General features: G+C 47.7%; 23 protein-coding genes. 13 read left to right on the top strand and 10 right to left on the bottom strand.

Going from position 1 to position 22,447, the window contains the following annotated elements; translation table 11 throughout:
- The 3 genes from ACNKW2_RS11185 to cyaY all read right to left on the bottom strand — a co-directional run.
- Positions 1-403, bottom strand: a 403-nt coding sequence (locus tag ACNKW2_RS11185) for a hypothetical protein (RefSeq protein ID WP_419148632.1), incomplete at its 3' end; no start/stop codon positions are given.
- 29 nt (positions 404-432) lie between these two features.
- Positions 433-1,089 (bottom strand): alpha/beta hydrolase, encoded by a 657-nt coding sequence (locus ACNKW2_RS11180; RefSeq protein WP_419148631.1) that lies wholly within the window; start codon positions 1,087-1,089, stop codon positions 433-435.
- Complete coding sequence (gene cyaY / locus ACNKW2_RS11175) at positions 1,089-1,409, bottom strand: iron donor protein CyaY (protein ID WP_336568209.1); 321 nt, start codon at positions 1,407-1,409, stop codon at positions 1,089-1,091. The genes ACNKW2_RS11180 and cyaY overlap by 1 nt, the downstream gene beginning before the upstream one ends.
- A 156-nt stretch (positions 1,410-1,565) precedes the next feature.
- Between cyaY and lptM the strand changes: the two genes are divergently transcribed.
- The 7 genes from lptM to ACNKW2_RS11140 all read left to right on the top strand — a co-directional run bounded on the left by lptM (position 1,566) and on the right by ACNKW2_RS11140 (position 7,795).
- Positions 1,566-1,760, top strand: coding sequence for an LPS translocon maturation chaperone LptM (gene lptM / locus ACNKW2_RS11170; protein WP_336569322.1), 195 nt, complete (start codon positions 1,566-1,568; stop codon positions 1,758-1,760).
- Complete coding sequence (lysA, locus tag ACNKW2_RS11165) at positions 1,747-3,003, top strand: diaminopimelate decarboxylase (RefSeq protein ID WP_419148630.1); 1,257 nt, start codon at positions 1,747-1,749, stop codon at positions 3,001-3,003. The genes lptM and lysA overlap by 14 nt, the downstream gene beginning before the upstream one ends.
- 118 nt (positions 3,004-3,121) lie before the next feature.
- Positions 3,122-3,952 carry a diaminopimelate epimerase gene (dapF, locus tag ACNKW2_RS11160; protein WP_419148629.1) on the top strand — a complete coding sequence of 277 codons (831 nt, stop codon included), beginning with the start codon at positions 3,122-3,124 and terminating at the stop codon, positions 3,950-3,952.
- Complete coding sequence (locus ACNKW2_RS11155) at positions 3,949-4,575, top strand: DUF484 family protein (RefSeq protein WP_419148628.1); 627 nt, start codon at positions 3,949-3,951, stop codon at positions 4,573-4,575. The genes dapF and ACNKW2_RS11155 overlap by 4 nt, the downstream gene beginning before the upstream one ends.
- Positions 4,572-5,492, top strand: coding sequence for a tyrosine recombinase XerC (xerC, locus tag ACNKW2_RS11150; RefSeq protein WP_419148627.1), 921 nt, complete (start codon positions 4,572-4,574; stop codon positions 5,490-5,492). The genes ACNKW2_RS11155 and xerC overlap by 4 nt, the downstream gene beginning before the upstream one ends.
- Before the next feature lie 5 nt (positions 5,493-5,497).
- Positions 5,498-6,199 carry an HAD-IA family hydrolase gene (locus ACNKW2_RS11145; protein WP_419148626.1) on the top strand — a complete coding sequence of 234 codons (702 nt, stop codon included), beginning with the start codon at positions 5,498-5,500 and terminating at the stop codon, positions 6,197-6,199.
- An 84-nt stretch (positions 6,200-6,283) separates the two neighbouring features.
- The gene (locus ACNKW2_RS11140) at positions 6,284-7,795 is read left to right on the top strand and encodes a peptide MFS transporter (RefSeq protein WP_419148625.1); all 1,512 of its coding nucleotides are present in this window, start codon (positions 6,284-6,286) and stop codon (positions 7,793-7,795) included.
- A gap of 27 nt (positions 7,796-7,822) precedes the next feature.
- On the opposite strand, the gene ACNKW2_RS11135 is transcribed toward ACNKW2_RS11140, so the two are convergent.
- The gene (locus ACNKW2_RS11135; RefSeq protein ID WP_419148624.1) at positions 7,823-8,026 is read right to left on the bottom strand and encodes a hypothetical protein; all 204 of its coding nucleotides are present in this window, start codon (positions 8,024-8,026) and stop codon (positions 7,823-7,825) included.
- A 117-nt stretch (positions 8,027-8,143) separates the two neighbouring features.
- On the bottom strand, positions 8,144-9,160 hold the full coding sequence (locus ACNKW2_RS11130; protein WP_419148623.1) for a hypothetical protein: 1,017 nt from the start codon (positions 9,158-9,160) through the stop codon (positions 8,144-8,146).
- A gap of 116 nt (positions 9,161-9,276) precedes the next feature.
- Between ACNKW2_RS11130 and ACNKW2_RS11125 the strand changes: the two genes are divergently transcribed.
- Positions 9,277-10,146 carry a dTDP-4-dehydrorhamnose reductase family protein gene (locus ACNKW2_RS11125; RefSeq protein ID WP_419148622.1) on the top strand — a complete coding sequence of 290 codons (870 nt, stop codon included), beginning with the start codon at positions 9,277-9,279 and terminating at the stop codon, positions 10,144-10,146.
- Here ACNKW2_RS11125 and ACNKW2_RS11120 read toward each other — a convergent pair.
- Positions 10,143-10,448, bottom strand: a complete 306-nt coding sequence (locus ACNKW2_RS11120; protein WP_336568198.1) for a DUF6482 family protein — start codon at positions 10,446-10,448, stop codon at positions 10,143-10,145. The genes ACNKW2_RS11125 and ACNKW2_RS11120 overlap by 4 nt on opposite strands.
- A gap of 73 nt (positions 10,449-10,521) precedes the next feature.
- Between ACNKW2_RS11120 and ACNKW2_RS11115 the strand changes: the two genes are divergently transcribed.
- On the top strand, positions 10,522-11,238 hold the full coding sequence (locus ACNKW2_RS11115) for a pseudouridine synthase (RefSeq protein WP_419148621.1): 717 nt from the start codon (positions 10,522-10,524) through the stop codon (positions 11,236-11,238).
- On the opposite strand, the gene ACNKW2_RS11110 is transcribed toward ACNKW2_RS11115, so the two are convergent.
- Positions 11,216-11,602 carry an MAPEG family protein gene (locus ACNKW2_RS11110; protein ID WP_419148620.1) on the bottom strand — a complete coding sequence of 129 codons (387 nt, stop codon included), beginning with the start codon at positions 11,600-11,602 and terminating at the stop codon, positions 11,216-11,218. The two genes, ACNKW2_RS11115 and ACNKW2_RS11110, sit on opposite strands and share 23 nt — an antisense overlap.
- A gap of 266 nt (positions 11,603-11,868) precedes the next feature.
- Here ACNKW2_RS11110 and ACNKW2_RS11105 point away from each other — a divergent pair, with 266 nt between their 5' ends.
- A complete protein-coding gene (locus tag ACNKW2_RS11105; protein ID WP_419148619.1) occupies positions 11,869-12,738 on the top strand; it encodes a multidrug transporter in 870 nt (289 codons plus the stop codon).
- Here the strand turns inward: ACNKW2_RS11105 and ACNKW2_RS11100 are convergent.
- Positions 12,725-13,039 (bottom strand): DMT family transporter, encoded by a 315-nt coding sequence (locus ACNKW2_RS11100; RefSeq protein ID WP_419148618.1) that lies wholly within the window; start codon positions 13,037-13,039, stop codon positions 12,725-12,727. The two genes, ACNKW2_RS11105 and ACNKW2_RS11100, sit on opposite strands and share 14 nt — an antisense overlap.
- Positions 13,040-13,041: 2 nt before the next feature.
- Positions 13,042-14,568, bottom strand: coding sequence for a carbon-nitrogen hydrolase family protein (locus ACNKW2_RS11095; protein WP_419148617.1), 1,527 nt, complete (start codon positions 14,566-14,568; stop codon positions 13,042-13,044).
- Between the two features lie 131 nt (positions 14,569-14,699).
- Between ACNKW2_RS11095 and ACNKW2_RS11090 the strand changes: the two genes are divergently transcribed.
- A complete protein-coding gene (locus ACNKW2_RS11090) occupies positions 14,700-15,782 on the top strand; it encodes a GGDEF domain-containing protein (protein ID WP_419148616.1) in 1,083 nt (360 codons plus the stop codon).
- Here the strand turns inward: ACNKW2_RS11090 and ACNKW2_RS11085 are convergent.
- On the bottom strand, positions 15,779-18,061 hold the full coding sequence (locus ACNKW2_RS11085) for a penicillin acylase family protein (RefSeq protein ID WP_419148615.1): 2,283 nt from the start codon (positions 18,059-18,061) through the stop codon (positions 15,779-15,781). The two genes, ACNKW2_RS11090 and ACNKW2_RS11085, sit on opposite strands and share 4 nt — an antisense overlap.
- Before the next feature lie 259 nt (positions 18,062-18,320).
- Between ACNKW2_RS11085 and ACNKW2_RS11080 the strand changes: the two genes are divergently transcribed.
- Positions 18,321-21,671, top strand: coding sequence for an ATP-binding protein (locus ACNKW2_RS11080; RefSeq protein ID WP_419148614.1), 3,351 nt, complete (start codon positions 18,321-18,323; stop codon positions 21,669-21,671).
- Between the two features lie 116 nt (positions 21,672-21,787).
- Complete coding sequence (locus ACNKW2_RS11075; protein WP_419148613.1) at positions 21,788-22,411, top strand: YceH family protein; 624 nt, start codon at positions 21,788-21,790, stop codon at positions 22,409-22,411.
- Positions 22,412-22,447 lie beyond the last annotated feature (36 nt).

Raw genomic sequence — 22,447 nt, 5'->3', positions numbered from 1 at the left:
TTTCTGTTTCTGTTTCTGTTTCTGTTTCTGTTTCTGTTTCTGTTTCTGTTTCTGTTTCTGTCAAAGTATTTTCTGTGCTGGCACTTTGGTCAAGAGACGCCGTTGCAGCCATAACCATTTGGTTGTCATTACCCGATGGTGAAGCTAAATCTGGCGTATTGGCTTCATCGTTTATAGCCATCGCTGGGGCCGGGGTCGCGGTAACCTCATTATTGCTAGCAACGATGGCATTGGCTTCGTCAGCATTAACACTGTTTACCACCCCATAGACACCGGCGCTGGCAATACCAGTGAACACAGCCGTTGCCATAAAAATCCGTTTCCAATGCCATTGGTAAGTAACCGAGGTGGTCTCTGGCGGGGTTTTGCTTACCGATGTTTTTATGACAATTTTTTGTGACATTGCTTCGCTCCTGTGTCTGTCACTGGTAATTATTCACTCAAGGTCGCAATTAACCAAGCGCGGATCGCTTTTATCTCATCCAAGCACACTTGGTGTTCCATTGGATAATCCTGCCAGCTGACCTGATAGCCTTGTTGCTGTAACACCTGATATGCCTGTTGGCCTGCCGCCATGGGCACCACCGGATCGGCGCTGCCATGAGCCATAAAAATATTCAGATCTTGCTGCTCTGCCTCAGTGGCTAACTTGTCGGGCGCACACATATACGTTGATAATGCCATCACCCCAGCCACTTTCACTGGCAGTCGAGGTGCGAGGTGTAATGCAATCACGCCACCTTGTGAGAACCCTGCCAGTACAATGCGCTGCGGCGCAATACCGCGGTCGAGTTCAGCTTGCACCAGAGCTTCAACTTGCGCTGCCGAGTCTCTCACACCTTGCTCGTCGGCTCTTTTATCTAGATCAAACGATTTAATATCATACCAAGAGCGCATCACCATGCCGCCATTAATGGTGACCGGTTGCTCTGGAGCGTGAGGAAAAATAAAGCGTACTCCAAGCTCGTCAGGCAGTTGCAACTCTGGAGCAATTGGCAAAAAGCCATTACCCGAATCGCCCAGGCCATGCAGCCAGATCACACTCGCTTGATGTTGCCCCTTTGCTGGGTATTCTACAAACTCAAGCATTAATCGTGCTGCCACTCTATGGCAACATTGGCTTGTTTCGTTGCAGCATCGCTCATAAACTGCCAAAACTCTGCGCCTGAGCGATTGTCGATCCACTGCTCACCACGGAGTTCAAAGTGGTGACCGTTAAACTTAGTGGCAACCCATACTTGATGTAATGGTGCTTGCTTGTTGATAACAATCTTACTTTTATCAGGGAAAATAATCTCTAGAATGCCCGCTGCAGATTCATAGTCTAAATCGGCGCCACAATCATCAATTTGTTCTTCAATTGTCAACATCAGCGCATCGGCTAACGCATGGTATTCACTGTCTGTCATGATGGTTTCCTCTTACCCTTTGCGAGAAGGCTTTTCACTGTATTGCATCACAATACGAATGCAATACCATGAAGGTGAAATTTCGCCAGCGAAAAGCTGCTTTTTTTATCAATTCTGTTACTCTGCGATTATAAAGGCACTAACATGAATTATCTAATGAAAGCGACACCTTACAACTTTAGCGTATTTGCACTTGTTTTTGTTACTTTAATCGGATTATCTGGCTGTGGTCAAAGCGGTCCGCTCTACCTACCCGAAGCGCAGCAGCAAAAAAATCAGCCGCAGTCGAGTACCAAGCCCAAGCGTGAAGCCACGGCTAAACAATCGGAGGGCGAAGATGGACTACTTTAACTACCAAGAGGGTGAGCTATTTGCCGAGCAAGTCGCGGTTCGTGACATTGCCCAGCAATATGGTACACCTTGTTATGTCTACTCCAAAAAAACCTTTGAGCGACACTATCATGCCTTTACTGACGCCGCCAAAGGTCACCCTCACTTAGTGTGCTACGCCGTTAAAGCCAATTCCAATATTGCCGTGCTGCATACCTTAGCAAAGCTAGGTTCTGGCTTTGATATCGTATCAAAAGGTGAGTTGGCGCGAGTATTACAAGCCGGTGGCGATGCCAACAAAGTGGTCTTTTCTGGGGTTGCAAAAACCGCCGACGAAATCGCATACGCGCTAGAGCAAGGTATTAAATGCTTCAATGTTGAGTCAGTTGCGGAGCTGCATCGCATTAGCGAAGTTGCCACAAGCATGGCAACCACAGCGCCTATTTCGGTACGGGTAAACCCAGATATTGACGCCAAAACCCACCCTTATATTTCCACGGGCTTAAAAGAAAATAAGTTTGGCATTGATATTAAAGCGGCGTTTGAGGTCTATCAGCTGGCCTACGCTCTCCCTGGGTTAGAAGTGGTTGGGATCGATTTCCATATCGGCTCACAATTGGTTGAAGTAACTCCATTTTTAGCCGCTTTAGATAAGGTGTTGGCACTCATTGATGAGCTCGAAAAGGCTGGCATTACCCTAAAACACCTAGATATTGGTGGTGGTTTAGGGGTCCCCTATGACAGTGAAAAGCCACCCCACCCTAGCGCCTACGCCGCTGAAATTAAAGCAAAGTTAGCGCGCTTTCCCCAGCTGCAACTGATTTTTGAGCCTGGCCGCGCCATTGCAGCCAACGCCGGCATTTTAGTCACCAAAGTTGAGTTTATAAAACCCACCGAACACAAACACTTTGCCATTGTGGATGCCGGCATGAATGACATGCTACGACCTTCATTATACCAAGCCTGGCAAAATATCATTGCCGTAACACCGCGAGATGATGTCGCCGCGGCTAACTATGACGTGGTCGGCCCGGTCTGCGAAACTGGGGATTTTCTCGGTAAAGATAGAATGCTGAAAATTGCCCCTGGCGATTTGCTCGCTCAGCGCAGTGCCGGTGCCTATGGCTTTACCATGAGCTCTAACTATAATTCGCGACCCCGTTGTGCTGAAATCATGGTGGATGGCGAGCAACACTATGTAATACGTCAGCGTGAACCACTCGAGTCACTGTGGCAATATGAGCAATTACCGCCACAGTCTTAAGTCCGTAGTGTGGATGAGTCAATAGCAATGCTGTACTCAGCTTTCCTAATCACCTCATCCATGGCAAAGTAATAGTTAAGCGAGGCTCAGGGTTAATAGCCCCAGAAGATTCCACTTTATGTTTATAAACTTTTCAAAAATGCATGGTCTAGGCAACGATTTTATGGTGATCGACAATGTCACCCAGAATGTGTTTTTGTCACGAGATCAAATAAAAAAGCTTGCCAATCGTCATTTTGGTATCGGCTTTGATCAACTGTTAATGGTTGAGGCTCCTTATTCTCCAGATTTAGACTTTCATTACCGCATTTTTAATGCCGATGGTAACGAAGTGGAACAATGCGGCAATGGCGCACGATGTTTTGCTCGTTTCGTTAGAATGAAAGGCTTGACCAATAAGCACAAGGTTACGGTCTCGACCAAAGGCGGAAATATCACCCTTTACACGGAAAAAGATGGCCAAGTAACGGTCAACATGGGCAAGCCCAACTTTACCCCGAGTGCCATCCCGTTTCGTGCCAATAAACAAGAAAGCACCTATATTATAAGAGCGCAGGAGCATACCGTCTTTTGCAGTGCCGTCTCTATGGGCAATCCCCATGGCGTGGTGATGGTAGACAACCTCGAAACGGCCGACATCACCACCTTAGGCCCACTACTTGAACATCATGAGCGGTTTCCGCAAAAAGCCAACATTGGCTTTATGGAAATTGTCTCTCGTGAGTACATTAAATTGCGAGTATGGGAGCGTGGTGCCGGAGAAACCTTAGCCTGTGGCAGCGGTGCTTGTGCCGCGGTGGTTGCTGGAATTGAGCAAGGCAAACTCGACGAAACCGTGCGTGTTGACCTTCCGGGAGGCAGCTTGCAAGTTCGTTGGTCAGGGGATGGGCAGGTAGTTAAAATGACCGGCCCCGCAGAGCATGTTTTTGATGGGCAAATAGCAATATGACAAAACAGCAACTCCCTTTGCAAGAGCAGCAAGTGGTTGATTACTTACGCCATCATCCAGACTTTTTATTACGCCACCCCTACTTGTTGGTTGATTTGCAGTTGCAGCAACAACAGCAGGGCTTACCGAATTTAGCCTTACATCAGCAGCGCATGCTCAGAGACGAGCTCGATAATTTAAAGCAACAAGTGCAGGACATGGTGCAATACGCAAAGTCCAACGAGCTGGTGTTTAAGCAACTGAGTCAATGTCAGCTGGCGATTATGCAGTGCCAAGCATTGAGTGATATCAATCACACTTTAGCAGAGCGCTTTGCCACTCACCCTGATATTCAAGCATGTCAGCTGCTGCCCGTTAGTGATGAGCTCGACGACTTAATCAAAGCGAAATTGGCACACCATGATCACTATTTAGGCCGCTTAAGCCCAGTATTAGCAGGCCTGCTCTTTAGTGATGCTGAAGTGGGCTCTGTGGCCTTATATCGCGTCAATGCAGCAACCAAAGGCGAGTATATTCTGGCATTTGCCAGTAACAGCGCTGAGCATTTTTCACCACAGCACGACAACATGCTCATCGATGCCTTTATTCAAACCCTGACTTTAAAACTTGCAGAGCTAGCATGACCACCACAACGCTTGATGCATCTTGGACATCAGCGATAACTGAGTTTATGGCCTATTTGCGCCATGAACGGGGTTACTCTCAACATACCATCACACAATACCAGACGCAGCTCATTCAAGCGGCGGAATTTTTCAGTCAGCAGGCTTCGTCTTGGCTAGCGGTGAGCAGTGAGCAAATTCGCCGTTACAGTATGTGGCTAAGAGGAAAAAATTACAGCCCCCGCACCATTAACTTAAAACTCAGCTGTGTCCGCAGCTTCTATAAATTTTTAAAGCTAAAATCGGCCTCACAACACACCATCAGCAACCCGGCAGAGCAGATAAAAGGCCCTAAGTTTCAACGTCCGCTGCCAAAAAACCTCGATGTTGACCAAATGGCACAACTGCTGGAGATCCCTGCTGACGACCCTTTAGCCATTCGCGACAAAGCCATGATGGAATTAATGTACTCCAGCGGCTTGCGTTTAAGTGAACTGGTTAATGCCAATATTTATGATGTCCGAGAAGGCGAGATCCGCGTCCTTGGTAAGGGTAACAAAGAGCGAGTAGTGCCCGTGGGAGGCAAAGCCTTAACGGCCTTATCGGCTTGGCTCAAGTTACGCGATCAGTTTGCCAGTGCTGAAGAGCCGGCGCTTTTCGTCAGCAAATTAAAACGCCGCATTAGCGCCAGACATGTCAGAGAGCGCATGAAAGAATGGGGCATAAAGCAAGGCGTCAGCACCCCCATTCACCCGCATAAGTTGCGCCACTCTTTTGCCAGCCATATGCTGGAGTCCAGTGGCGACCTCAGAGCGGTGCAAGAAATGCTTGGCCACTCCAGCTTGTCGGCGACTCAAGTATATACTCATGTCGACTTTCAGCACCTTGCTAAGGTGTACGATAATGCCCACCCTCGAGCCAAAAAACAAAAAGACTAACCGTTATGCGTTTTAATAAAGCAATTCCAGCGATTTCAGCCATTAGTTTTGACTTAGACGACACCCTCTACGATAACCGCCCTATTATTAAGGCTGCGGTGCAAGCAATGGATACTCACCTCAATAAAATAGCCGCGTGGCAGCAACAAGGCCCAAATTTTTGGCACCATTGCCGCAAGCAGGCACTAGAGCAACAACCTCGCTTAGCGGAAGACGTTACCCTGTGGCGTCAAGCAGCATTACAATATGGTTTTGCCCAACTAGGCTACCCCGAAGCCGAGCTGCGCCAAGCAGCTCAATCGGCATACCAAGCTTTTGCTGATGCTAGGAGCAATATCACCGTTTCAGACACTGTGATTAAGCTGTTGGCGCAATTACGCCGCAAATACCCCGTTATTGCCATCACCAATGGCAATGTCGAAGTGGAAAAATTTAACCTTAAAGACAGCTTTGATCTGGTATTAAGAGCTGGCATTGATGGCCGCGCCAAGCCTCACCCCGAACTGTATCAACGCGCGTGTAGCCATTTTAAGCTAACCCCAAACACTTTATTGCACGTTGGAGATAGCTTAGACACTGATGTTCAAGGGGCACACCGAGCCGGGTGTAGCAGCGTTTGGTTACGCAATCAGTTTACTTCGTACCAGTATAAGGGCCTTGCTCACCTTGAAATAGATAATATACATTCTCTGGAAATCCTGTTGTGACGATTTAGCCCATGAGGTTGCATTCATAGCGCTAATCACGTACTAATAATGGCCTCCAAACAACCATAAGAACGGAAGTGAATTATGTCATCTCAGGACACTAAGAGTGATACCGGCTTTTTTGGCCATCCAAAAGGCCTGCAAACTCTGTTCCTCACTGAAATGTGGGAGCGCATGAGCTACTACGGCATGCGAGCCATGCTAGTACTTTTTATGACCGCCAGCTTACAAGAGCAAGGGCTTGGCTTTACGGTTGCCTCGGCTGCCGCCATTTACGGCTTATATACCGGTTCGGTATACTTTTTAGGCCTACCCGGTGGCTGGATTGCTGACAGACTTTTAGGTGGTCAACGCGCCGTATGGTACGGCGGTATTATCATTATGTGTGGCCACATAGTGTTAGCCATCCCCACTGAGGCCTCTTTCTTCATTGGCCTCATTTTAGTAGCCACCGGTACGGGACTACTCAAACCCAACATCAGCGCCATGGTCGGGCAATTATATCAAGACGAAGATAATCGCCGTGACAGTGGCTATGCCATTTACTACATGGGTATTAACCTCGGTTCAGTTATCGGCTACATGGTATGTGGCTACTTTATGGAAAACGTCGGTTGGCACTGGGCCTTTGGTGCAGCGGCAGTTGGTATGGCAATTGGCCTAGTAAATTACCGCATGACCGAAAGACATATTAGCAATGTCGGTGATAAGCCAAGCAACCCATTAGTGGGTCGTAAAAACACCCAAGCGTGGGGAGTCATTGCCGCGGTTGTTGCTGTAACAGGCGCCATCACGGTTTCTGCTTACCTTGGCGTACTGGTGATTAACCCAGTGGAGTTAGCAAAATATGTGGCTGTGGCTTTTGCTATTACCTTCTTCCTTTATTATGGCTATATCTACTTTGCTGGTAACCTTGACGAGGGCGAGAAAAAGCGCATGTGGGCGCTGTTTTTGGTCTGTGTGGCTTCAACCTGTTTTTGGTCAGGGTTTGAACAAGCCGGTTCATCATTGAACTTGTTCGCACGTGATTACACCGACAGACTGATCGGCAGCTTTACCATTCCTACTGCTTGGTTCCAGTCAACCAATGCTTTTTTCATCATTATTCTGTCGCCTTTCTTTGCCGCGCTGTGGGTTAACTTAGCCAAGCGCATGATCACACCCACTTATAGCGTTAAGTGCGCAATTGGTTTGATCATTATGGCTACAGGTTTTATCGTGATGTTCTTTGCCTCACAGTATGCTGCACAAGGCTTGAAAGTTGCGCCTATGTGGTTAATTACGACCTACTTCTTACACACGGTGGGTGAGCTTTGCTTAAGCCCTGTAGCACTGAGTGCGGTGAGTAAGTTGTCGCCAAAACGTTTTGCGGGACAAATGATGGGGGTATTCGTATTGACCTACTCGATTGGTAACTTACTTTCTGGTCTGTTGGCAGGTGAGTTTGATCCAAATCGTGTGGAAGACCTACCTAACCTGTACCTACAAATCGCGTTATTCTCTATCGGTATCGGTATCTTCTTAGTCTTAATTAGCTTTAAGGCAAAAGTATGGGAAGGCCAGGCAGAAAAGCCGCTTACTGAAAAAACGGCTTAATTGAAATGGTAGGAGTGCTTTGCACTCCTACAGCTTTTCTAACTCTGCAGCTACTAACTTTCCTTCATAGGATTCAAAACTTCCTACCCACTGAGGGTGACTAACAGCTAAAGTGCCATATAAATCCTCAACTTCACCAAACTGTTTTAATTTATTTTTTGAATCTTGATAGTGAATACTATCAAACTGCCACGGTTTAAAGGCATCTACTAAACGTGTTAGCCCAGCCAAGCTTGCATCTCTAATCGCCCAAGACTCTAACAGCTTAACCCTTGCCACCTTGCCAAAAGAGTTTAACTCAATGAGCTGGTTACAACCGGTGTAAAGGCTGGTTGTATTCTTGAGGTTTTACCACTGTAGTAACTGCGATTGGTGCTGGGTGATAAACGCTTGAATATCTGATTTGCCATCATAACAGGGTAAAGTACTAGGCTGAGATAAGCTCATATCTCCAATATAAAGTTCTGATAATAAGGTGATAGGTTCATTAGTATATTTGCGCTGTTGGAACACAACAGCTTTATCCGAGTGTGCTTTAATGTTCTCTACCAACTGTTCAGATAGTTCGGTTTGCTCTATCAGCTGTGCTTCACCATCAATCTCAAGCATCAAACCTACTTGATAAATATTAATATAGTTGGCCATACCTAGTGGCAACAAATTAAACCCATATTGATAACCTTTAAGACGCTCATTTTCAAACAATAGAGCATGATCTCTGCCAATAAAGGCCAATTTCTGGGTCTTGTTTACTGGCCAGGTCAAAGTAAAGCGCCCAACCTTTTGCTTCGCTGCTTGGTAATCTTCACCGAATGCGATACCAAATACACTTTTAGTGCTTATCACTGGCTGGTCTATTTCAGTTTCAACTGTCGCCTGTTTAAGTTCATTCATATCAATTTCAAAATTGAGTTCAACTTTAGAGTTCTCAAACTGACCTGCAATCGACGAGGCGGTTAATAATTGATATTGTTCTGCAGCAATAACCTCATGTTTACGACAGCTTTCTATGACTTCAGTGGCCTCAACACGTCCTTTAACAGAAAGCTTTCTTTCATTTCTCTGGTAGTCATTCTCTATTGTGGTTTTTGTTATTAGTAAGCCATTAGGATACTGCTTTGCGCGGTGACTGAGTTTGCTGAGAAGGTTTTGCTTAATTTGTTTTATCAGCTCCTTGTTACGTTCATTGGCTCGCTGCTGGATTAACCTTTTATTACGAGCTTGAATATACTCAAAGCCTTGCGCATACACTTCAATCACTTTACTGAATTTATTAATGTCGCAGTCACTGCCTTTCATATAGACTTGCGAAGCACTTACAGAGGAGCTTGCCAATAATATGCTTGTTATTAGTATTGTTTTCATTGGAATAATTCCTTTTGACATGGTTGTACCCAAACTAGCAGAGAATAAAGGCTTTTTGTAGCAAAAAGATTCCTTCTGATAAGCTGTAAGTAATTCACTATAAGGAATACATTATCATGCGTTCAATTATGATTACTGGCGCCTCTGGGCTGCTCGGTCGCTCTCTTATGCAGGAATTTAGTGCCTCTTTTAATGTTATCGGCTGTGCTTTTAGCCGTGCGACCACACCACTGTACAAATTAGACTTAGCAGATAAGCAAGCCGTGTTAGTCTTTCTCGATGACCATCAGCCAGATATCTTGGTTCATGCTGCCGCAGAACGCCGCCCAGATCAGTGCCAGCAACATCCTGAAGCCACCAAACAGATCAATGTCGCCGCCACCAAGTTTCTAGCTGAAGCTTGTCGAGAGCGGGGCATTCGCTTTTGCTTTATTAGCACCGACTACGTGTTCGCTGGCACTCACCCGCCTTATAGCGAGCAGGCCAAGCCAGAACCAGTAAATTTTTACGGCGTAACAAAATATGCAGCCGAACAAGCTATCCTAGCGGATAGTGAGCAGCACACGATCGTTCGTGTGCCCGTGCTCTATGGTGACGTGGAATACCTTGGCGAGTCTGCAGTAACCGTGATTGCTGAGCAACTGCTAAGGGAGCATTGTGTTCAGGACCACTGGGCAATACGCTACCCAACCCATGTAGAAGACATCGCCTTGACGTTACGAGATTTATTTACCCAGCACGACTGTAGTGGCATTTATCATATTTCTGCCAAGCAAGCTCTCACCAAGTATGAGATGGCGTGCATTATGGCTCAAGTACAAGGACTGCCAACCACCACTATCACGGCCAACACCACCCCCAGTGATGATGCCACTCGACCACATGACTGCGCATTAGCAGATACCCGCTTAGCGGCGTTGGGCATTCACCATCAACGCGATTTTAGCCAAGCCATTGCGGCCATTATCAAACAACAGGCTAGCTAGAACAGCTCATTGCGGCCAAATGGCACCTCGAGGGTATTGTCTGCTTTATCCTCAGGGTGCCCTATCATTTCATCGTAGGCACTGGCATGGCGGATCACCATTTCAGCGTAAGCGATGTCACTTAAGCGCTTTTGGATTTGGAGTGGATTATGCGCTTTTAAGAATTCACCGTTCGCTTCAGTGACATAATATTCAACATTATTGATAACCACACTCACTTGATACAGAGCTTGCTCAATGGAGTGCACCACGACTTTTTGCAACGGCTGGTGTTGCTTTAGCTTAGAAAAAGGGATTGGCATAGGGCTGTCATAGCTCCACTGGGTTGTTTGCAGTATAATACGCGCAACGTCGCTGTCTTGATCATTAGCTGTTATGTCTTATCCAATGCGTTTGGCAAAATATTTAAGCCACTGTGGTGTGTGCTCCCGCAAGCAGGCTTCTCGGCTTATTGATGCAGGCAGAGTCAGGGTTAATGGCCAACATGCCAACCACATTGATCACGTTTCCCCTAGCGACATCATTTTAGTTGACCACAAAGAGGTCTGCGAACCGCCACCGCGAAGACTGTTTGCCTATTACAAACCGGTTGGTGTCGACTGTAAGGTTAAGCCCGATGACCGCCACAGTATCTACCATCATTTACCCAGCGATGTCCGGGTATACCCCATAGGACGCTTAGATAAAGACAGTCATGGTTTATTGCTACTGAGCAATGATGGCGCATTATGTCAGCAACTTATTCACCCCGATAAACACCAAGAAAAAGAGTATGTTGTTGTGGTTGATAAGCCGATTAATGAGGCGTTTTGCGAGCAAATGGCCGCAGGAGTACCGGTAAAAGGTCAACTCACCCAACCTTGCCAAGTGACCCAGCTCACAGCCACCAGCTTCGCCATCGTGTTACAACAAGGACTAAACCGCCAAATACGCCGGATGGCCCATTACTGCGGCCATCATGTCATTGACTTAAAACGCATCCGCATAGCAGGATTAAAGCTCGAACCGCTCGCGATAGCGCCAGGAGAAATGCGCGAACTGCCGCACGACTACTTCGCCGATATCACGGCTAAAGGCCAGACACCACAATAATGGCGACAGCACAGCCTAGCCCAATCACCCAAACAATTGAACGCAACACGTCAATATTCGCCCAGTACAGTACGCAGTAAACCACTCTGGCAATAATATGGCTAATCGCAAGCCACTCCACTAAGGGGGTAAATGTTTGCGTGCCAAACGCAACCGCCAATGCCACGGCAAACACTGCAAGGGCTTCAAAGCAGTTTTGATGGGCTGCGTATGCGCGCGCACCGAGGCCTTGTAACTCCTGTTGCTGCTGACGCGGGTGTTTATTGTCGTAGCCACCGAGTTTATTCATCTCTAAGGCAACAGGGACTTTGGCAAAATAGGGTAATAATACCGCCAACACGGCACAGATAATTAATACACTCATAAGATGCTCCTTACCAGAAAAGCGTTGCTATAACTCAGTAGAGCAAAAAGAAAAGCCATAAGCAACCGCAGCCACTTATGGCCAATACAGTAGCATCGGTTACAGCATAGCTCAGTTGTGTTTACTGGGGAATGCGACACTTTGTCGCAGCCCATTTTGACGCGAAAAATAGTCGCTCTATATGCTGACTATTTGCTGAAACTATTACCTTTTCTGGTCAAAAAACCCTTACACTAATGCTCCATCGACTCTGAAGATAACCGCTTATGTGGATCCTGTTTACGCTGTTAGCTGCATTTTCTCAAGCCTGGCGCAATGCACTACAAAGCCAATTAAGTGCACATGCCAGTACCGCCAGCGTCACCCTGGCGCGCTTTTTATTCGCGGTTCCTTTGGCTGCGCTGTATTTATGTGTAGTTAATCTTCATGCCCCGGCCGGGCTGCCTAACTGGCATAGCGCTTTTCCTTTTTATGTCGTCGGCGCCAGTGTCATGCAAATCATTGCAACGGCACTGATGGTGGTATTATTCAAACAAAATAATTATGCCGTCGGCGCTGGATTGGCCAAGAGTGAGGCTCTGGTAGCGGCGGTGTTGGGGGTACTTTTCTTTGGCTCTCATCTATCGCTGCTGGGCTGGGCGGGGGTATTTATCGGAGCCATTGCCGTGCTGCTGCTCAGCGGCGCAAGTGTACGGCAACTAAGGCTAAACACCGCGCTGATTGGCTTGGCATCGGGCTGCAGCTTTGCGCTCACCTCCCTGTGGGTGCGAGAAGCCAGCCTAACAACCCAATTGCCATTTCCACACAGTGCGGCTTGGGTGTTACTGTGCGTGCTATTATGCCAAACCGTAATCCTCAGTATCTATTTGAGTTACCGCGAACCCTCGGCTTGGTTAACGCTCTGGCGGCAACGCAAGTTAACCGTGGCCATCAGTGTCACCAGCTGTATCGGCTCCATAGGCTGGTTCAGTGCCATGAGCCTTGAGCATGTCGCTTATGTTAAAACCCTTGGCCAAGTGGAGGTGTTTTTTACCTTGCTGATCTCCTTTTTTTGGCTAAAAACCGCGGTCAAGGTGAGAGATTCATTGGGCTTAATACTCATCGCCATTGCCGCGGCTTTGGTTATGCTAACTTAAGCACCACTACGCCACTGATAATCAATAACACCCCTAAATAGCGCATAAACGAGCTGGGATCGCCGTAAAAAAACACTCCGACTAAAAATGTCCCAGCGGCGCCTATTCCTGTCCATACCGCATAGGAAGTGCCCAAAGGAATTTGCTTTTGCGCGAGCCACAACATCCAGCCACTCATTGCCATAAAACCAATGGCTATGGTAATGCCTTGCCAGCGAGTATCTGGCTGTTGCGCCATTTTTAAGCCCACAGGCCAACCAATCTCAAATAGCCCTGCTACGATTAAATAAATCCACGCCATAATTACTTTTGCTTTAGCTCCACACTGTAAAGATCTTTTCGTCGGTCGCGTAAGTTACGCACCGTCCCTTCACTATGCAAGATTTTGAGTTTATCTAAATCTAGATCACTAAACAGCAGCATTTCCGTGTTCGGCGTGGCCTCATTAAGGGCCGCATCGTGTGGGAAGGCAAAATCGGAAGGTGTTAGCACGGCAGACTGGGCATACTGAACATCGAGACTTTCCACTTGGGGCAAGTTCCCGACACTACCAGCAATGACAACATAACATTCATTTTCAATTGCGCGCGCTTGAGCACAATGACGTACCCGCAAATAGCTATTTTTGGTGTCAGTCCAAAACGGTACAAATAAAATATCCAGCCCTTTTTCAGCCATGATCCGTGACAGTTCAGGAAACTCAACATCGTAGCAAATTTGAATGCCAACGCGCCCAGCATCGGTTTCAAACACCTCGATTTTGTCGCCGCCCTTTATCACCCAATCGTAATCTTCATGGGGGGTAATATGTACTTTGCGCTGCTCATCTATTTTGCCAGATCGGTGGCATAAATAACTGACATTATAGAGTTTATCGCCCTCTAATAACGGCATAGAGCCAGTAATGATATTGGCATTATACTCTATCGCCATTTGCGACATGGCTTCACGAAACTGGTCCGTATAAGTGGCCAAAGTACGAATTGCTTCGGTTTGGTTTTTGGCGTTTTCTAACCCCATCAAGGGCGCATTAAAAAATTCAGGGAACAAGATAAAGTCACTTTGATAGTCGGATACCGTATCAACAAAGTATTCGACTTGCTGCATTAAATCCGCCACTGACTCAACCTGGCGCATTTGCCACTGCACCGCTCCCACACGAACGATACTCTTTTGACTTTCAATCACGGTGTCTGTGGGCTCAAATAAGATATTGTTCCATTCCAGCAGCGTAGCATACCCTTCGGAGCTCTGATCCTCTGGCAGGTATTGCTTCAGCAGCCGCTTTACTTGGAAGTCATTGGCCAGCTGAAAGCTTAAAATGGGGTCGTGTAACTCTTTATGGTCTACCTTATTAATATATTCCATGGGTGACATGGCATCGCAGTACTGCTTATAAAGCGGGATCCGTCCCCCAGCTAGAATGGCGCGCAGGTTATACTGACGACATAACTCTTTGCGGGCATCGTATAAACGTCGCCCTAAACGCAAACCTCGGTGGCTTTTGGCAATCACCACATCGAGGCCATACAGTGCATCGGCATTGCTATCACTAAAAATACGATTATGGGCATCAACGATGTCTTCATAGGTGTGGGGGTTAGAAAAGGTTTGATAATCGACCTGAACACTCAGCGCAATCCCCACCAGCTGCTCACCATCTTTCACCCCGATCTGACCTTCTGGAAACTGGTCAATGAGTCGAAATATGGTGTGACTAGGCCAAGCGCCGCCAAGGTCTGGATACGCCTCATCCATCAGGCGCTTAACCTGATCATAGTCTGACTTCTCTAAGTTACATAAGCTGATGCGTGCTTTTTCTATTGACATAACCACTCCCATTGATTGGCAAATAAGGCCGATTTAAGATGACGTTAACAACCCTTGGCTTACTGTGGCCTGAGCACCATTGGCAGCAAACTTGAGTAAAGCTTCTATACTTGCACTATAAAGCCATGAGTATGAGTGACAGCTTGACCAAATACCACCCTTACAGCAAGCCCGATGAGGTAGAAACATTTAAATTTGCCCTACTGCGCCGTGTTGCCTTTTACTGCTTGTGGCTTCATGTTGGTCTGATAGGGGTGTTTTGGCACGTAGAAGTGCCTACTCTCGCGATCGTCAATGTGTTTAGTGTGGCGCTGTGGTACAGCGGCATTAAGCTCATTGATAGGGCTTATTATTCGCTGGCTCTGAGAATCTTTTGTTTCGAGGTTGCCCTCCATGCCACCTTAGTCTGCGCCCTTTTAGGCATGAAGTTGGGCTTTCAATATTATCTTTGGACTGTGTCTTGCCTAATGCTGCTGGACTATCAGTTACGCTTACGCAACGCGGTGCTTTACTCACTGGCACTCATTTCGTTGTTTGCCCTGTTACAGCTGCTCTTTAATGATGTGGTTTATCAATATAAGTATCCGCAGTTGCTGCCCTACATTCACTTTATCAACGTCATGATCTGCGGCGTCCCGATGATCTATACCATCGCCCATATTCGCACCATGACCGTCAAACAACGGGATAAACTGGCCGAACTCGCTGCCCGCGATCCGTTAACGAAAATGTTTAATCGCCGTTATGCCAAAGAACTCATTGTTCATGCCAAAGAAAATTGTATTTCAACTCACTCGCCACTGTGTTTAGTAATGGCAGACATTGATCATTTTAAAGCCATCAATGACACCTATGGCCATGACAAAGGCGACCGCATCTTACAAGCCGTTGCCGAGATTATTCAAACCCATGTTAACCCTGCAGATATTGCCGTGCGTTGGGGTGGTGAAGAGTTTTTATTGGTACTGGCTCCTTGCTCTACTGGAGAGGCAATGAGAAGAATGGAGACACTGCGCCAAGCCATCGCCGCGGCGAGCTTTGAAAACGATATTTTGCAAGTCACCATGAGCTTTGGCATCGCCAGTTGGGGCGCGCAGCAATCGTTTGAGGTGGTGATCCAACACGCCGATGCCGCGCTTTATGATAGTAAGCACTCAGGAAGAAATCGCGTAACGACGGCACCGACATTACGCGTTTCTGAAACGAACGGTTAATCTGGCTGTATCTCTATGCGATGGGTGATAGTGCCCGGTAATAAGGGCGTTGCTTTCGCCGCCACATATTGCTCAAATCCAGCGCGGTAAAAAGGCGACAATGGATGGCCGCTTTGGCCTCCAGCAATGGTTAATATGGCATGCTCCAGATATCCAGGCTGAGCAATCAAGCGCTGTGAAGCGCCAAAAGAGCGCCCCTGCACCGCTGGCATAAAGGTATCTCCAAAGCCTTGTGCCACTGGCATATCTAAAAAACCACTGAGAATTGGCATTTGCTTAGAAAAGGGATGCTGCACTTGCAACGCATTAACATCCCCCCAGCGCCATGCCGCCATATTGCTACCAAAGCGATGGCGCAACTTGGCTTTGGCATCTTGATATGCGCGCAGCTGTAATTGCGACCAATCTGCATTATCCCCCAACCAAGAAGCCGGCTGTTGCTCTAAAATTTGCCATAATGCCGGCTCAAGGTAACGCTTAATTCTTGCTAAAGACAATTGCTGCTTTGTCAGCGCCTGCTCTAACGGGGCAAAGACGTGTTCAATGAGGCTATTGCGATAATACTTAACCAGCGTATACCCTACCGAATCAGGGCAAGCACAGCCCTGCCACTCATTAAGCGCGTTAAGATCCTCTTTAAAGCGTGCCGAGTCTTGGCTTGCTAGCAAGGTTTTCAGCTGCTGCTGCCAAGGGGTTAGAAATAGCGCGCGATTATCGAGCTGCAAGTCGTAAAAGTCTTGCTCTGAAAACCTACTCTTGGCAGCCAGGCCATCACGGATCTGCACCGCCCTAGCCCCAAGCGCATAGCCGCCATCGCCAAAGCGCTCATGAGCGCTGGCAGAAACCACCCGCGAATTGGCGGTCCAGAGTTTTCCTGCTGCGGGGTTGATGTGCTGTGGCCGGGTGGTTTCATTTTGTTGCCAAGTCGCTTGGTACTGCGCCGCAGGTAATGCCGTATCGCTATGACGTTGACGGGCTGGCAGCGCTCCCATTGGGGTCCAAGCTGCACTGCCTTGGTCGTCAACCACCAGCAAGTTTTGCACCGGAATGCCTGCGTGGCGGGCAATGCTGAGTGCTTCTTTAGTGGTGTTGGCGGTCTCTAGCTTTAACAGATCTAAGTTAACGGCATAGTCTTGATGTGCCACCCAACTGAGCGCGTATTGCTTACCAGCGATTTCTTTAACGGGTCCATAGTCACTAAGCTTCAGTTCATAGCGATGCGCACTGCCATCGTCAAGCTTTATCATTTCGGCAGTAGTATGAATGTCATCGTCTGGCGACAGTGCAATCCAATCAGCAGTATCTAGGTATGCGTTGGTAAACCCCCAAGCGATGCGCTGGTTGCTGCCCACCACAATAGCCGGAGCCCCAGGTAGAGAAACACCGGTCACTTGCACCGCCTCACCATCTTGCTGGTAATTAAGTTGCGCTCGATACCAAATAGAAGGCACATCCAGACCCAAGTGCATATCATCCGATAGCATCGCCGCGCCGGTGTCGGTGTGGGCACCAGTAACAGCCCAATTGTTGCTGCCATAATGTGGTTTATCGGCAATAGGGCGCGGCTGAAATGCTAGGCCCTGCTCTAATTTAGGGATAGCGACCGGCTCAAGCGCTAGACGGCTACCGTCGAGAGCGGCCTGATATTGGCTGGGTTGCAAGACAAAATCCAACATCGGTTGGCCAAACTGCTGCTCTAGCACCAACAGGACTTGGTCACGCTCAATGGTGCCAGCCTGAAGGTCTAAGTACATACTGTAAATACTTAACAAGCTGTCTTCTGGTTGCCATGGTGCAGGGGCTGCCGATAGCAGTAAATATTCGAAGCTAGAGTAACCCGTCTGTTGCCGCCCCTCATTCACCCCTTGAGCATAGCGCTGCAACACTTGCTGCTGAGCTGCAGGCAAGGCTTGTACGATTTGCTTGGCACGCTGACGAAACTGGTGAAAACGCATTTTTTTATCCAGCTCAATGGCCGCAGCACCAAATAACTCACTTAATTCACCGGCGGCATTGCGGCGTAATAAGTCCATTTGAAAAAAGCGGTCTTGGCCATGGGCAAACCCTAAACCATAGGCTGCATCAGCACGACTGGTTGCAGTGATAACCGCTTGCCCTAAACCATCTCGCGCAACCTCCACTGGCTCGGATACATGAGCACTGCTGCCGTTGCCATCAAGTGCGGGCAAACTCAGCGACAACACCCCATAAACACTGGCGGTGGCCACCAACAACAATATCAGTAGAGTAATGGTAAGTCGTTTTAACCAGATAAGCATTGCGTTCCCTTTTATCTCAGCGTCAGCCGTTTGTTATTATTGATGTGCTCAAGATATAGCATGACTATGACAAATAAACCAATGGCAAAAACACCGCGCTAACAGAACCAACACACCCAAAAAGGGCGTTAACCGTGGCCATCTGGTGTGCTAATCGGCTTTGTTTTTTAATCACCCTAAGCAATTCTGTGCAATGTTTTTTGTGGCCTTTGTCAGGTCTGAACTATAGTTAAGTCATCTGCGACCTTAACTCGATAACATGACTATTGAGCTCTCAAAATCTCCACAAAAATTTCGCTATATTAAGTACAGCTTTTGGCTGCTGCTGGTTATTATCATTGCGATAGCTTGGTATGTTGATCAAGTAAATTATCATCGCCTTATTGCCACCGAAAAAAGCCGATCCACTGAAGAGGTCAATGTTTATCGCACCCGCATGGAAGGCTTATTGGCAGAAAACATTCAACTGGTCAGAGGCCTTGGCGTAGCGTTATCAGGAGAGTCCACACTGTCACAACAGCGCTTTGAGCAACTTGCCAAGCCGCTATTTAGCAGCAGTGAAATACTGCGTAATATTGGTGCCGCTCCAGACATGAAATTAAATTATATTTATCCTTTAGCAGGAAATGAGGCGGCACTGGGTCTCGATTACCAAACCCATCCGGTACAAAAATATGGCGCTATAAAAGCACGGCAGCAACGCCGTATCGTCATGGCAGGTCCTTTACAGCTATTACAAGGAGGAACCGGTCTCATAGCCCGTGTTCCGGTGTTCGATGCCAAGCAGGAATTTTGGGGCTTGCTCTCGGTTGTGCTTGATATCGACAGCTTGTATCGCAAGGCCGAGCTGAGAGACCTAGAAAGCGACTACCTTATTGCAATGCGCGGCGTTGATGGTAAAGGGGCTGATGGTGAGTATTTTTATGGCAGCGACAGTATCCAATCGTTTGCGCCTTTGGCATTTCAAATCACAGTACCATCCGGTAGCTGGGTTCTCTATGCGGTACCAAGGAATGGTTGGCAACCACCGAGTACAGCGATATGGCCATTTCGCTTAGCCATGTTAGCACTCATCGCTATTTTTATTAGTGCGTTTGTGTTTATCACACGCCTACTGTCGCAGTTACAACGCAATGCCACCGCCCTAACCAACATGGGAGTACTCGCCGAAGTCGGTGCCTGGGAGGTCGATGTCGAGAGCCGCGAAATAACTTGGTCTGATGTTACCCGCAGCATTTTTCACGTTCCAGCCGATTTTCAACCTAGCTGGATGAGCACCGCTGATTTCTTTAAGCCCGGCACACACAGGCAAACTCTCCAAGAAGTGATGCGCAACTTAATAAAAACAGGTCAAGCATTTGAGGAAGAATTACTGGCGTCGACCTATGATGGTCATGAAGTTTGGGTGTTGATCAAAGGCCTGGCAAAACGTCAGGGCCAACGCACCAGCCATATTTTTGGCTCAGTACAGAATATCCACAAGCGCAAAGTGATAGAGCTGGAGCATGATAAATACGCTCAAAATAACGAGCTACTAGCCCAGCTCAGTGCCAGTGAAGCATTACTGAACAATCAGTTAGAAAAAGCCTTGCCACTGTGTGCCAGTACTTGCGAGCACGGCCTGGCTGCCAACAAGGTCAGTATTTGGCAACTGAACGACGACGCCAGCCAGTTTTGTCCGGTGTATTTTTCTAACTCTGGCAGCAAAAGCTTAGAGCATTTCCCACCTTGGCGCCGAGCGGTTGCACCAGCCTTGTTTAGCGAAATAGAAAATGCCAGGCTCGTTACTGCCGAGCAAGCCGATAGCCACCCCATCACCATGGCGCTCAGTACCACTTACCTTGAGCCTTTTGATATTAAGGCGATGATCTGCTGCCCTGTGAGTCACAAAGGGCAGGTATTAGGGTTGCTCTGTGCAGAGTACGATCTGCCATCTCCAGAGTGGGGTCAAAGTGATATTCGCTTGATCAAATCCATCGCTGCCATGTTGGGCAGCCTGTTTTCCAATCGCGCACAGCAACATGCTAAAAACCGCGCCGTTATAGCCAAAGATCTCGCTGAGCAATCGGCTAAGATGAAAGCCGAGTTTCTCGCCAGTATGAGTCACGAAATCCGCACACCACTAAATGGCGTAATGGGCATGATTGAGCTCGTTATGCACTCAACACTCAACCAGGATCAACGCCACCAGCTAACAATGGCGCAAAGCTCAGCTCGGTCTTTACTGACTATTATTAACGATATTTTAGACTTTTCCAAAATCGAAGCTGGCAAACTGCATGTGGAGCTCGTTGAATTCGATGTTATTGAGCTACTCAGTAATGTGATGGCAAGTTTTAACAACAGTGCTAGGGAAAAGAGTAATCGCCTGTATATCGATCTCTCGGGGATCACCGTCTCTCACGCTCACTCAGACCCACACCGACTTAAACAGATCCTCAATAACCTGCTCAGTAACGCCATAAAATTTACCCACCATGGTTTGGTAACACTGAGCTGCCATACTGAGCGATCTGGCGATGAAATGCAGCTGTGGTGTAGTGTCGAAGATACCGGCATAGGTATAAAGAAGGATAAGCTCCAGCGCATTTTTGATTCCTTCACCCAGGCGGATCTGTCTACCACTCGCGAATATGGTGGCACCGGACTAGGACTCACTATTGCCAAGCAGCTCACCGCTTTACTGGGTGGCGATTTGCATGCCTTCAGCAAAGAGGGAGCCGGTAGTACCTTTACCTTTCACGTGCATTTAAGCAACACCAAAGCTATCACTCCCTATGACAAGGCAAGCGAGTCGACCTTGTATATACTAACAACCGACCCTCTGGATTACAGCAAGCTACTTGCTCCTTGGCACATTGCCACGGTACAGTTCGATGATGTCGACGCTCTGCTCAGGGAGTTACACGCACCACCTCAGCACTGCGCGATTATTGTTGCCGCTCACTTCTTCGCCTCATTAGCGGAAACCGCGCGAGACAAATTGTTATCACAGCTGTCGCAGCATCCGCACACCTGTGCCATCGCCCAAACCGAAGCGGAATCTGCCGCCCTTAGTGGGACGACCTCTTGGCGTAAAGTTTATTACCCCATCACGCCAAAGGCAGCATTATCTTTGTTCGATGTTAACAGCACAGAAGCTGCTAAGGTTGCTGATACACCTGCCGCGCCAAAACAGCAGCTGAGCGATTTAAAGCAGTCACCCTTTAGTGTCTTGTTAGTGGAAGATAACAAAGTCAATCAAATGGTGGCACAATCATTTTTGCAAAAAATGGGCGCTGAGGTTACCTCAGTCGAAAATGGAGAGTTAGCACTTACACACTTACAAAAACAGAGAGTTAGATACGATGCTATTTTGATGGATTGCCAAATGCCGGTAATGGATGGCTACCAAGCGGCCCAACAGATCCGCAGTGGTGTTGCTGGAAAAGTGCATCAATCGAGCTTTATCTTGGCCTTGACGGCCAATGCCATGCAGGGTGATAAAGAAAAATGTCTCGATGCTGGTATGGACGACTACCTCAGCAAACCGATTAACTTCGATGCACTGTGGCATAAGCTTAGCACCATTATTAATCCAACCGCGGCACCAGAAAACCAAGTAAATTAGCTAGGAAGGTTTTGCCTGCAACGAGTTACCCAGTTATATTGATTACCTACCGCTAAGTGATGCCAACGAGGTATGCTAGTCATGCATATCATAACGCTATAAAAATAAGGAGAGTTATGCAATTAAGTACCTTAGAACAACGCGTGTTGGGAAGCTTGATCGAAAAGCAAGTGACCACACCGGAGCAATATCCGATGTCTCTTAATGGCCTTGCCAATGCCTGTAACCAAAAGTCCAACCGAGAGCCGGTAATGGAGTTGAGCCAGCACGAAGTACTGGATACTCTTAACTCACTGCAACAAAAGCGCCTAGTCACCTGCGATGAAGCTTTATCTGGGCGGGTGGATAAATACAGCCAACGCTTTTGTAACAGTGACTTTGGCCACTTAAAAGTGAACGAGCAACAACGCGCCTTAATTTGCCTATTACTGTTGCGTGGCCCGCAAACTCCCGGTGAGCTGAGAACACGCAGTGGTCGCTTGGCAGAGTTTAACTCAGTTGCTGATGTTGAGCAGGCCTTAACCGAGTTACAGCAACTTGAGTACGTTACCAAACTGGAACGCGAGCCCGGTAAGCGCGAAAGCCGCTACCAGCACTTATTTGCAGATAATGTAACGACTAGCCTCCAGCCTGATGAAACCACTCAAGCCAGTGCCGAAAGCGAATTAGCGGACCTAAATCGCGAAATAGCACTACTAAAACAAGAATTGGCCACCATCAAACAGCATTTAGGGCTTTAAAAACCAAACCCGTAGCAACATAATAGAGGTTTAGTG

The organism is Pseudoalteromonas 'SMAR', from assembly GCF_048515945.1.
Classification (GTDB): Bacteria; Pseudomonadota; Gammaproteobacteria; order Enterobacterales; family Alteromonadaceae; genus Pseudoalteromonas.
This window is presented reverse-complemented; position numbering and strand designations above follow the sequence as displayed.